Below are 12,185 nucleotides of genomic sequence, written 5' to 3' on the forward strand. Positions count from 1 at the left end.
AGCGACAAGGCCTACCGCTGCCCCGGCTGTCAGCAAGAGATCGCTCCCGGCACGGCACACGTCGTCGCCTGGGCCCAGGATGGCCTCTTCGGTGCGGGTGCGGCGCTTGCCGACCGACGGCACTGGCACGCCGCGTGCTGGGACCGAGCGCGCTGAGGGGCGCGGTCGCGGGCTAGGCTCGGGAGTCGTGACGACCGAGATCCGCTCCACGACTGTCCTGCCCGCCCGCCGCGACGACATCGAGCTGCACACGGCCGACGGCCTCACGCTCGTCGGCGAGCTCGCCCTCCCCGCCGACCGAGATCCCGTTGCGACGCTCGTGACGCTCCACCCGCTGCCGACGCACGGCGGCTTCATGGACTCCCACGTGTACCGCAAGGCCGCGTGGCGGCTTCCCGCGCTCGCGGACCTCGCGGTTCTGCGCTTCAACACGCGCGGAACGTCCTCGCCGCGCGGGACGAGCGACGGGGCGTTCGACGGGGGAGAGTCCGAGAAGTTCGACGTCGCTGCCGCGATCGAGTTCGCCGAGTTCCGTGATCTTCCGCGGCCGTGGCTCGTCGGCTGGTCCTTCGGGACCGAGCTCGTGCTCAAGCATGGCGCCGACCCCTCGATCGAGGGTGCGATCCTCCTGTCCCCGCCCCTGCACCGCGCGACGGACGACGACTTGCGGCACTGGGCTGACTTCGGCCGGCCTCTCAAGGTGCTCGTGCCCGAGTTCGACGACTACCTGCGGCCCGCCGAGGCACGCGAGCGCTTCTCCCTCGTGCCGCAGGCGGATCTCGTCGGGGTCGACGAGGCCAAGCACCTGTGGGTCGGGGAGACCGCGGTGGGCCGCGTCCTCAACGAGATCGTCGAGACGATCCTTCCCGGCCACGGGCCGCTCCCGACGACCTGGGACGGCGAGGCGGCGACGGCCGACGAGCCCGAGGCCCGCTGACGCACGGATCCGCTCCGCCCTCGCCGTCCACCTGCGGGTGCACCATGATGGAGGAGCGTGGCCGCGCGGGCCGCGCAGCGCTGCGGGCCGAGCGCCCCGGACGGGAGGCATCACATGATGACCGGAGACGGGCTGCTCGCCCACCACCGCCTGCGTGACGGTGAGGGCACGCCCCTCGTCCTGCTCCACGGGTTCCCGCTCGACTCACGCATGTGGCACGACGTCGTGCCGTTGCTCTCGGGAAGCTTCCCTGTTCTCGCGCTCGACCTGCCGGGCATGGGGTCCTCCCCGTCAGGTCACGACGTGGCTCAGCGCCTGAGCGTCGAGGACGTGCCGTCGGTCGACCTCCAGGCCGACGCGGTCGCCGACACGCTCGCCGAGCTGGGGATCGACCGAGCCGTCGTCGCGGGCCTGTCGATGGGCGGCTACACGCTCCTCTCACTCCTCGAGCGCCACGCGTGGCTGCTCGCCGGCGCGGCTCTTCTAGACACCAAGGCGAGCGCCGACACCGCCGAGGCTCGGGCGAACCGGCTCCGCATCGCCGACGAGGTCGAGTCGAGCGCGCGCGTCGACGAGGTCCTGGGGATGCGCCGCTCGGTGCTCGGCGAGACGAGTCGCGTCGAGCGTCTCGATCTGGTCGAGAGGATCGACGGCTGGATTCGTGCCCAGGGGCCGGCGGGCATCGCGTGGTGCCAGCGTGCCATGGCCTCACGTCCCGACCGTCATGAGGCGCTGCGCGCCTTCGAGGGCCCCGTGGCAGTCATCGTCGGTGACGAGGACGAGCTTTCCCCGGTCGCCGACGCCCAGGCGATGGTCGATTCCGCTCAGGACGCTGTTCTCACGATTGTCCCGCGCGCGGGCCACATGACGCCGATCGAGCAGCCTGAGCCCGTGGCGGCTGCGCTCGCGCAGCTCGTCGCGCGCGCCTGACTCGATCTCGTCAGCGCGGCGACTCGGGCACGACGCGTGCCAGGGCCTCGCGCATGTCGATCGACTCGCCATCGCGTCCACCCTTGCCCAGGACGAGCGGCGGGTCGCTCGGCGCGGGTCGCGAGCCGGTGAGCCGCTCCCGCAGACCGCCGGCGACGGTGAGGACGTAGAACAGGCCGTCCTCACCGATCGCGGCTGAGCGGTTGGCTCGGATGTACCAGCCGCTCAGGTGCGTGCGGTAGGGGCCGTTGCCCGAGTAGTCGCGCGCGTGGAGGGGCTCGGGTTCGACCCCGCGGGCGCGAGCGCGTTCGACGAACGCGGCGATGAGCTCGCGCGCGACGGCCGTCTCACCGGCCTGCTTGTCGCGCAGGCGCTGTTCGTGCACGAGGGCGGCTTCGCGTCGCTGCGCCGCCCAGCCGCCCTCGTCGCTCATCGGGCTGCCTGCTCCGGGTCCGACTCGTCGTCCTCGTCGGCCAGCGCGGCTGTCTCGATGGCGTCTGCGTCGGTCGCGTCGTCCTCCTCGAGCCCGGGCACCTCGACCGCCTCGTCCGTCACCGGCTCGTCCTCGACCGTGTCGTCCGCGGCGGGCGCGTCCTCGATGGCCTCGTCCTCGGCACTGTGGGCCACGACGACCGTGCTGGCCTCGTCGCCGACCTCGGCGGGTGAGGCTGCCGAGCGGGCCGACCCCGCCGATGGCGTGGCGGCACCGGCGGCGGCGGTGAGGTCTTCGGTGGCAGCGGAGACGGCGGGAGTGAACTCGCTCGCGCCCGCATCGTCCGCCTGCTGCTCGAAGCGCTCCTGGGCGACCGAGACACGCTCGAGCGTGCGGCGTGAGGGGATCGGGTCGCCGCCGAGCAGCGAACGCAGCTCGTCGAGGTACGTCGTGATGGACTCGCGCTGCTTGTTGAGGTCGTCGACCTGGCGCTGCGCGGTCGTGCGCTCGCGGTCGGCCTCGCTCACGGCCTCGGACAGCGTGCGCTCGGCGTGCTCGCGAGCACCGGAGACGATCTCGTCGGCGTTGCGGCGAGCGCCGGCCAGCAGCTCCTTGGCGTGGGCGTCGGACTCCTGACGGATCTTCTCGGCCTGCTCGACGGCGCGCACGACGCGCTGCTCGGCGTCCGCTGCGTGCGCCTCGGCTTCCGAGACCATGCGGTCGGTCTCTGCGCGGGCGGCAGCCATGCGCTCGTCCTCGGAGCGCTCGAACTCGGCCTTGCGCGTCGCGATGTCGAGCTCGGTGTCGGCCAGCGCCTTGCGGCCCTGCTCGCGGAGCGAGTCGGCCTCCGCCTTGGCGGCGGCGATCGTCGCCGCGGCCTCGCGCGCAGCCTCGGCCCGCTGGGCCTCGACCGCGAGACGGGTGCTCTCGCGCAGCTCGGTCGTCTCGCGGTCGGCCTTCGCCCGCAGCTCGGCCGCGGCGGCCGCGGTCGTCTCACGCAGTTCTGTGGTCTCGCGCTCGGCGAGCTCGCGCAGGGCCGCCGTGTCGATGCGTGCGGTCTCGCGCTGCTCGGTCGTCTCGCGGTCGGCGGTCGCGCGCAGGACCGTGACGTCCTGCTCGGTCGTCGTGCGCTGGTCGGTCACCCACGCGTCGGTCTCGGCGCGAAGCTGGGCGACCTGGGCTGCTGCGGCGTCGCGCAGCTCGCGGACCTCGCGGTCAGCCGTCGTCCGGGTGAGAGCTGCGTACTGGTCGGCCTCGGTGCGCAGGGCGTCGGTCTCGTCCGTGACGCGGCGGCGCAGCTCGGTCGTCTCGCGCTCGGCGGTCTGTTGGAGCGTGTCGGCAAACTCCTGGGCGCTCGCGCGCAGCTCTGCTGCTGCGGTCTCGGCTGCCTGGCGCAGCTCGCCCGTCTCGCGCGCGGCGGTGCGACGCAGCTCGCCCGTCTCGGTGTCGGCCGCCTGGCGCAGTGCGCTCGTCTCGGCCTCGGCGGTGCGGCGCAGCTCGGAGGTCTCGACGTCGACGGTGCGGCGCAGGTCGGCCGCGTACGTGTCGGTCTCCTCGCGCTGGGCTGTTGTCTCGGCCTGGGCCGTCTGGCGGAGGGCCGCGACCTCGTCCTGGGTCGTGACGCGCAGCTCGGTCGTCTCGAGCTCGACCGCGGCGCGCAGGCTCGAGGTCTCGCGCTCGGCGGTCGCGCGCATCTCGGCCACCTCGGTCTGCGTGACCGACTGGATACGGGCGGCCTCGCGCTCGGCGGAGCTCACCATCTCGTCGGCGCGGCGCAGTGCGCTCGTCGTGACGGACTCGGCCTCGGTCGCGGCGGCGGCGCGGGTGTCGTCGGCCTCGCGACGTGCGGTCGCGAGAATCTCGGCAGCCTCGTTCTCGGCGCGGGCGCGGATCTGGCCGGAGGCGAGCTTGGCTCGTGCGACCGAGTCCGACGCCTGGGCGTTCGCCTGGGCGACGACGTCCGAGGACTGCTCCTCTGCGGAGCGCATGAGCTGCTCGATGCGTGACCCGAGGCCCGAGTACGTCGGCCGCTCCGCCTCGCGCAGCTGGCGCTGCGCGTCGGAGAGCTCGCCGCTCATCTGGAGAGTCTTCTCGTCGAGCGACGCCACCTGAGTGCGCGCGGCGTCGAGCTGCTTGGCGAGACGCGAGATCTCGCCGTCGACCTGACCGCGGTCGTAGCCGCGCATGACGACGGGGAACAGAGGACGGTCTTCGGACACGATGAGCCTTTGGCGTCGGGGGCGGTGCAGGAGGTGCGCTGGTCCGCCGGACGGTCGTCGTCGACTTCCGCACGAGGGCGCTGTCCCAGCGTATCGGTTTGGCCGCGCAAGGGGGACCCGACTGCTGTGATCTGGTGCCGTGTGCAGATCCGGTGGCGGCAGGGGGTGGGAGAGCCGCTCGTTGGCCGTGGCATGGGACGACGCCGTAGGCTGAAGCGTCCGGAACGGAAGGAACCTTGGTGCTGCAACGCGTCATCGCCGCCGTGCTCATCGCACTCGGTGTGGTCTCGGCGGGTCTCGCCGTCGCTTCGGCGACGCTCTGGCGGGCCGACGACGTCGTCACCGCGACGAGCTCGGCCCAGGGGGCCACGACTCTTCTCACGGTGGAGCCCGGTGTGCTCACGGTCGTCTCTGACGACGTCACCGTGACCGCGTCGCGTCCCGACGGCGGCGACGTCGCGATCGCGCTGGGACGCGAGGTGGACGTGCGCGGCTGGGTGGGGGACGACGCCCATCTTTCGGTCACGGGGCTTGCGTCGTGGTCCGCACTTGCGACGGTTCTCGTCGCTGGTGAGACCACACCCGTTGCGCCCGACGACGACGCGACAAAGAAGCCGTCGGACAAGCCGTCGGACAAGCCGTCGGACAAGGAGTCGGACAAGCCGTCTGACGAGCCGTCGGACAAGGAATCGACGACGGCCTCGGACAAGAAGTCGGCGACGCCGTCGGACGATGCGTCCGCGACCCCGAGCGACTCTGCGACCCCGAGCGACTCTGCGACCCCGCAACCAGTCGTCGGTGACTCGGGCCTCGTCGGCCCCGACCCGTCAGGCTCCGACATGTGGTTCTCGTCCGCGAGCGCCACAGCCACAGCGTCGCTTCCCGACGTCACCGCTCACGAGGGCCGCACCATGGTCCTCGTCGCCTCGGTCGGCGAGGGTGCGCCCCCGCCCGTGCTCACCCTGTCGTGGCAGCGCGAGGTCTCGACGCCGTGGCTCATCCCCGGCGTCGTCGTGGGCGGGCTTCTCGCGCTCGTGGGACTCCTCGTCCTGCTGGCTGCCTCGCGCGGCGGCGTGCGCGCCGTCGGTGCGAGTGCCCGTCGCAGCATCCTTGAGACCTCTGCGCGCGCGGTGTCGAGCGTTTCGTCGCGTCGGACGAGCACGCCCGCACCCGGTGCCGACGCGGCGCCGGCCCCCGACTCGCTCTCGCCCGCGACGCCTGCGGCCGACGCCCGTCCGGCATCGTCGCCCGTGACGCCGTCGTCGACGATGCGCGGGACGCCCGCGCCGACGTGGCCGCCGGCCGCAACCGCTCCCGGGAGCCCCTCGTCCGCAGCTCCCGCCGCGGGCGTCTCCCCGTACGGACCGCCCCGCACCGCGCCGTCGACTGCGGGAAGCGCAGCTGGCGCGCCGGAACCAGCGCGCACGGCCGGGGTTGCTGCGGAGGCTGCAGCCGAGGCCGGTCCGAGCCCGTACGCCACGCGTCCGAGCGCCCCGACGAGTCCGTCGGCCACCGAGACCCCTGCCTCCGGGCGCCCGCTCACCCGACGCGAGATGCGCGAGCAGGCCGAGCGCGAGGCCGCTGCGGCGGCGCTCGAGAAGTCCCGCCGTCGGCCGCGCACCGGAACCCTCCCCGTCGTCCGGGCCGCGCGCTCGACGGCCGATCAGACGGGCCCTCAGCCCGTCGTCGCCCCGGCTGCGACACCCGTGCCGACCGCGGCGACCGACGACCCCGTGGCAGCGCGCGCCGACGCCTGGCGTCGTGCCTGGGGCTTTGAGCAGCAGACGTGGAGCCCGGCGCCGTCGGACCCCGCTCCGACACCTCCTGAGGAGGACGCATGACCCGCACGACCCGCGCGGCCCTGGCAGCCTCCGTGGTCGCGATCGCGCTCGGGCTCGCCGCGTGCGCCGAGCCGCTGCCCACACCTTCCCCGGCCGCGACCCCCGTCCAGGCGCCGCCCGTTCTCACGAGCGAACAAGCCGACCGGATCCTCGCCTCGATCGGCGAGACCCTCGAGACGACCGACGAGGCCCGCAGCGACAAGGGCCTCAAGGATCGTCTCTCGGGCCCAGCCCTCACGATGCGCAAGGTTGAGCTCGCGGTGGCGAAGTCGACCAAGAGCGACGAGGCGCTCACCAAGCTGCCGACGACCGCGCTGTCGCTCACCGCGCCCGTCGAGCAGGCGTGGCCGCGTTCCGCGCTCGTCGTCTCCGAGCAGCCTGAGCTCGAGACTGAGCGTCTGCTCGTCCTCGAGCAGGACGACGCACGCGACCCCTGGCGTCTGTGGTCCTGGGTACGCCTCTTCCCGGGTGTGACCCTGCCGCAGTTCGCGTCCGCCACGGTCGGCTCTGCGGAGATCGACGCGGATGAGGACGGCTACCTCGTCACGGCGTCCGAGGCGCTCGAACGCTACGCGGACGTCCTCTCGAAGCCCAAGAAGTCCAAGCACCTCGATCTCTTCGGTGACGATCTCTTCCGCGAGCGGGTTGCCGCGCTCGGCAAGCTGCAGAACGACGCGCTCAAGCCGGCCGACGGCAAGCAGACGATGACGTTCACGGCGGTGCCCGGTGCGCTGCACGCGTTCGCGACGATCGACGGGGGCATGCTCGTCGTTGGCGAGCTGACCGCGCTCGAGGACCGTGTCGCTGAGAAGGGCGCGAAGATCTCGCCCGTCGACGACGTCGAGAAGCACCTCACGAAGAAGCTCAAGGTCGAGAACTCGATGGCGCTGACGTACACGACGGTCGTCGCCATCCACGTGCCCTCTGGTGCGAGTGACCAGGACAAGGCCATCGTCCTTGGCGTCGCCCACGGTGCGACGAAGGCTTCGATCCCCAAGAAGAAGGACTGACCCGGACGCACGGCGTCCACGTCTTCAGGAAGGTGCCATGAGCCAGCAGCCCAGCTCTCCCCTCGACGTCCGCGGAGCCGTCGACCTGACGTCGTTCGGTCGCCCGACCGCGCCGCCCCCCGGTGAGCCCGGCGGTGCGCCCGCGGCCGGCGGGTACGTTCTCGACGCGACCACGGAGACGTTCAACTCGGTCGTCGAGCTCTCGGCCAAGGTTCCCGTCGTCGTCCTCATGTGGCTCCCGACAGACGAGGCCGTCGCTCGCTTCGGCGCGTCGCTCGGGACGCTCATCGACCGGTACGAGGGGCGTCTCGTCCTCGCACGGACGGACGTCGAGGCGCACCCGCAGATCGCCGCGGCGTTCCAGGTCCAGGGTGTCCCCGCGGTCGTCGCGCTCCTCGCGGGCCAGCCTGTTCCGTTGTTCCAGGGCGTCCTCGACGACGAGCAGATCACCGGCGTGCTCGACCAGGTGCTCGCGGCGGCCGAGGCCAACGGGGTCACGGGGCGCTTTGATGCCCAGGGCGCACCGGCAGACGCCGCCGCCGCAGAGCCTGAGGCAGAGCCTTTGCCTCCGCTCCACCAGAAGGCCTACGACGCGATCGACGCGGGCGACCTCGAGGGCGCGATCGCCGCGTACTCCCAAGCGCTGCGTGAGGACCCGCGCGACGCCCATGCGTCGGCCGGCCTCGCCAACGTCCGGCTGCTCGCGCGGACTGCGACGATGGACCTCGCGGCCGTGCGGACGGCTGCGGCGGATCGCCCGAACGATCTGCAGGCCCAGCTTGACGTGGCAGACCTCGACCTCGCTGGCGGGAAGGTCGAGGACGCGCTCGGGCGTCTCGTCGAGCTTCTCGTGTCGCTCGACGCAGAGGGCAAGGAGACGGTGCGCACGCGTCTCGTCGAGTTCTTCGAGATCCTCGGCCCCGAGGACCCGCGGGTCGGCCCCGCCCGACGAGCGCTCGCGAACGCGCTCTACTGAGCACTCAGCGGTGCCGACGACGATGCCCGTCCCTCAACGAGGGACGGGCATCGATGTCTTCACCCGCGGCTGCGCCTCGTCTGCGGCGGGGACACGACGAGGCGCGTCCCGGCCGGCCGGGGCGGCTCAGGTGCGTTGACGCGCGACGACCTCAGCCTTCACGAGCGAGGTAGATCGCACCCAGCGGGGGGACGCGCAGCGGCACGGAGAACTGCTGGCCCCGCCACGGCTGCGCCTCGGCCGTCACGCTGCCGAGGTTGCCGACGCCGGAACCGCCGTACGCGGCGGCGTCCGTGTTGAGGATCTCGGTCCACGTCCCGTCCGTCGGCAGGGGCAAGCGCCAGCCCTCGTGGACCGTGTCCGCGAAGTTGACGACCACGGCGATGTCGCGCCCGTCAGTGCCGCGGCGCAGGAACGCGATGATGTTCGCGTCGGCGGCGTCCGAGTCGAGCCACGTGAATGCCTCCGGATCGAAGTCGCGCGCCCAGAGGGCCTCCTGGGCCCGGTAGGCGGAGTTGAGATCGCGCACGAGGGTCTGAACTCCCCGGTGCGGTGCGTGGTCGAGCAGATGCCACTCGACGCCGCGGCCGTCGTCCCACTCGGTTCCCTGCCCGATCTCGCAGCCCATGAAGAGCAGCTGCTTGCCGGGGTGGGCCCACTGGTAGGCGAGCAGGCCACGCAGGCCGGCGAACTGCTGCCACTCTCCGCCCGGCATCTTGCGCAGGAGCGATCCCTTGCCGTGGACGACCTCGTCGTGGCTGAGCGGAAGCATGAACTGCTCGGAGTAGGCATACACCATCGAGAACGTCACCTCGTGGTGGTGGTAGCGCCTGTGGATCGGGTCCGTGGCGAGGTAGCGCAGGGTGTCGTTCATCCACCCCATGTTCCACTTGAGACCGAAACCGAGACCGCCCGCGCTCGTCGGCGCCGTGACCCCGGGCCACGACGTCGACTCCTCGGCGATCATGATGATTCCCGGGTTGCGACGGTAGGCGGTTGCGTTGGCTTCCTGGATGAAGCCGATCGCCTCGAGGTGCTCTCGTCCACCCTGGGCGTTGGGACGCCACTGACCGGGCTTGCGCGAGTAGTCGAGGTAGAGCATCGACGCGACGGCGTCGACGCGCAGGCCGTCGACGTGGAACTCCTCGAGCCAGTACGTCGCGTTCGCGACAAGGAAGTTGCGGACCTCGGCACGGCCGAAGTTGAAGACGTACGTGCCCCAGTCGGGGTGCTCGCCGCGCAGCGGATCCGGGTCCTCGTACAGGGGAGTGCCGTCGAAGCGCGCGAGCGCCCACTCGTCCTTCGGGAAGTGCGCGGGAACCCAGTCAAGGATGACGCCGATTCCCGCGGCGTGCAGCGAGTCGATGAGGAAGCGCAGGTCGTCGGGGTGCCCGAAGCGCGACGTCGGTGCGTAGTAGCCCGTCACCTGGTAGCCCCACGACGGGCCGTACGGGTGCTCGGCGATCGGCATGAGCTCGACGTGCGTGAAGCCCTGCTCGACGACGTAGGTGGTCAACTGCTCTGCGAGCTCGCGGTAGCCGAGGCCCGGCCGCCACGAGCCGACGTGCACCTCGTAGACGCTCATCGCGGCCGCGTGAGGGTCCGACTGCGCGCGACGAGCCATCCAGTCCGAGTCGCCCCACGCGTACTGGGTCTCGACGACGACCGACGCCGTGGCCGGGGGAACCTCTGCGCCCTTGGCCATGGGGTCGGCCTTGTGTCGCCACGAGCCGTCCTGCGCGAGGATCTCGAACTTGTAGCGCGTCCCAGCGCCGACCCCGGGGACGAACAGCTCCCAGATCCCTGAGGAGCCGAGAGACCGCATCGCGTGCGACGCGCCCTGCCAGTGGTTGAGGTCGCCCACGACGCGCACGGCGCGTGCGTTGGGCGCCCACACGGCGAAGGCCGTCCCCGTGACCTCGCCGAGCTCACCCGGGTAGGTGCGCACGTTGGCGCCGAGCACGGTCCACAACGTCTCGTGCCGTCCTTCGCGCACGAGGTGAATGTCGAGATCACCCAGCGTCGGCAGGAAGCGGTACGGGTCGTCGGAGTCCGACGTCATGTCGCCGTAGCGCACCCGCAGCCGATAGTCGGGGACGTCGGCAGCCGGAAGGACCGCTGCCCACACCCCGTCCTGCTCGTGCAGTGCCTCGAACTCACCGTCTGCCGTCACGACCGTGACCTCGTCGGCGAGCGGCCGCAGGACGCGAACGGTCAGGTGCCCGTCGTGCAGGTGGGGTCCCAGGACGGCATGCGGGGAGTGGTGCCGACCTGCAGCAACACTGGCAAGAAGATCGGCGGCGACGGGGAGCGGCGCGGGGGAGGACGGGGTCATTGCACTACCTTTCCACGACACGGACGGCGAGAGGAGGGATCGACGTCCGGCGCGTCGGATCCCTGCGTGGGCTAACCGGGCACCGGGCCGTCCGGTTCGCCGTGAGGACCGTCGGGGGAGTCGTCCGCCGAGGCGATGAGACGGTCGACCGCGCCGAGAGGGATCCACACCCAGTCCGGTCGGTTGCCCGCTTCGTAGACGACCTCGTAGAGCGCCTTGTCGAGCTCGAACGCCTCGCGCAGTGCGTGCGCGAAATCGTCGTCGGCCGCGGGTGACGCGCTCACGTAGCCCTCGAGGAATGCGGCCCGGGCATCGTGCGACCACGTCGCCGACGGAGCCTCACCGATAGCCGCCGCATAGTCGAACGACCGCAGCATGCCCGCGACATCACGCCCCGGGAGGTCGGGGCGCTGCCGTTCCTCGAGCGACCGCATCGGCTCACCCTCGAAGTCGAGGACCCGCCACGTGCCGTCACCGGCCCGCAGCACCTGGCCGAGGTGAAGGTCACCGTGGATGTGCTGGAGATCGAGGAGGTCTGCAGCCCCCGCGGGGGTCTCGAGACGCGCGTAGCAGCGTTCGATCGCGGGGAGGCGACCCGAGAGCGTCGGGGCGCTCGCGGCTGCCGACCGGGCGCGCCGCCGCAGCTCCGAGCGCAGCCACGCGAGGCCGACCGTCTGCCCGGCGGCGGGGAGCGCCGCACGCAGCGCGACGTGCATCCCGGCGATCGTTCGGCCGAGCTCGTGCGCCTCTGCCGCGAACGAGAGGTCGCCCGTCGCGTACGCGCACGCGAGCTGGAAGCCGTCTGCGGCGTCGGGCACGAACTCGGTGAGCACCCCGAGGTCGATCGTCTCGGACTCCCCGGGAACGTCGGCATCACCCGCGAGCTCGAGCCACGCGAGAGGCGCCGGAACCCCGTCCCACCCTGCCTGGACGAGCGCACGCGGGACATCGACGTCGGGGTTGGCGCCCCGGGCGACCGTCCGAAACACCTTGAGGATCCCGCCCCCGGCCACAGCGGGCAGGAGGATCGACGTGTTGGACTGCTCGACCGTGAGCATGCGCGCACCCGTGAGATCGATGTCGCTCGGACCTGCGTCGGCCTCGCCCCACTGCGCGAGGGTGAGCCATGCCTCCCAGAACGACGGGTCGTCGCACGCGTCGACGAGGACCGTGCCGTCGTCGAGCGAGCCGATGTACGTCGGCGGCGTCTCCTGGCCCACCTCGACGGGCGAAGCCCCGCCCGAGGGCCGCACGATGACGGGCACCTGCACGATGACGGTTGCCTCAGGGGTCGCGACACGCATGAGGTGCACGACGGCGTCGGTCTCCGCCACCAGCGCGTACGAACGCCACGGCGTGATCGTCGCGGCGCCCGACTTCACCGGGAACCAGCGGCGCTCGGGCATCCAGGCGCGCAGGAGCGCGAGCTGCTCGTCGCTCGGCGGTGGTGCCGCGACGAACGGGCCGAGCTGGTCAGTGAGGTCGACGCGGTGACGTGTCACAA

9 protein-coding genes are annotated in these 12,185 nt (G+C 72.0%); 5 read left to right on the forward strand and 4 right to left on the reverse strand.

Annotation, left to right across the window (positions count from 1 at the left end; translation table 11 throughout):
• Window positions 1–187 precede the first annotated feature (187 nt).
• A complete protein-coding gene (locus ACTVCO_RS04040) occupies window positions 188–937 on the forward strand; it encodes an alpha/beta hydrolase (RefSeq protein WP_443727100.1) in 750 nt (249 codons plus the stop codon).
• 114 nt (window positions 938–1,051) lie between these two features.
• Complete coding sequence (locus ACTVCO_RS04045; protein ID WP_443727101.1) at window positions 1,052–1,867, forward strand: alpha/beta fold hydrolase; 816 nt, start codon at window positions 1,052–1,054, stop codon at window positions 1,865–1,867.
• A gap of 10 nt (window positions 1,868–1,877) precedes the next feature.
• On the opposite strand, the gene ACTVCO_RS04050 is transcribed toward ACTVCO_RS04045, so the two are convergent.
• Window positions 1,878–2,300 (reverse strand): hypothetical protein, encoded by a 423-nt coding sequence (locus ACTVCO_RS04050; RefSeq protein WP_443727102.1) that lies wholly within the window; start codon window positions 2,298–2,300, stop codon window positions 1,878–1,880.
• Window positions 2,297–4,519, reverse strand: a complete 2,223-nt coding sequence (locus ACTVCO_RS04055; RefSeq protein ID WP_443727103.1) for a hypothetical protein — start codon at window positions 4,517–4,519, stop codon at window positions 2,297–2,299. The genes ACTVCO_RS04050 and ACTVCO_RS04055 overlap by 4 nt, the downstream gene beginning before the upstream one ends.
• 239 nt (window positions 4,520–4,758) lie before the next feature.
• Between ACTVCO_RS04055 and ACTVCO_RS04060 the strand changes: the two genes are divergently transcribed.
• Genes ACTVCO_RS04060 through ACTVCO_RS04070 form a run of 3 tightly spaced genes read left to right on the forward strand, consistent with a single transcriptional unit; the run spans window position 4,759 to window position 8,346 of the window.
• Entirely contained in the window at window positions 4,759–6,360 is a 1,602-nt protein-coding gene (locus tag ACTVCO_RS04060; RefSeq protein ID WP_443727104.1) for a hypothetical protein, read from the forward strand.
• On the forward strand, window positions 6,357–7,370 hold the full coding sequence (locus ACTVCO_RS04065; RefSeq protein ID WP_443727105.1) for a hypothetical protein: 1,014 nt from the start codon (window positions 6,357–6,359) through the stop codon (window positions 7,368–7,370). Before ACTVCO_RS04060 ends, ACTVCO_RS04065 begins: the two co-directional genes overlap by 4 nt.
• 37 nt (window positions 7,371–7,407) lie before the next feature.
• Window positions 7,408–8,346 (forward strand): tetratricopeptide repeat protein, encoded by a 939-nt coding sequence (locus tag ACTVCO_RS04070; RefSeq protein WP_443727106.1) that lies wholly within the window; start codon window positions 7,408–7,410, stop codon window positions 8,344–8,346.
• Between the two features lie 151 nt (window positions 8,347–8,497).
• On the opposite strand, the gene glgB is transcribed toward ACTVCO_RS04070, so the two are convergent.
• Window positions 8,498–10,681 (reverse strand): 1,4-alpha-glucan branching protein GlgB, encoded by a 2,184-nt coding sequence (glgB, locus tag ACTVCO_RS04075; RefSeq protein WP_443727107.1) that lies wholly within the window; start codon window positions 10,679–10,681, stop codon window positions 8,498–8,500.
• A gap of 71 nt (window positions 10,682–10,752) precedes the next feature.
• Window positions 10,753–12,183: a maltokinase N-terminal cap-like domain-containing protein gene (locus ACTVCO_RS04080; protein WP_443727109.1), complete on the reverse strand. Its 1,431-nt coding sequence runs from the start codon at window positions 12,181–12,183 to the stop codon at window positions 10,753–10,755.
• Window positions 12,184–12,185 lie beyond the last annotated feature (2 nt).

Origin of the sequence: Sanguibacter sp. A247, assembly GCF_052324925.1 — a bacterium.
Lineage (GTDB): Bacteria > Actinomycetota > Actinomycetes > Actinomycetales > Cellulomonadaceae > Flavimobilis.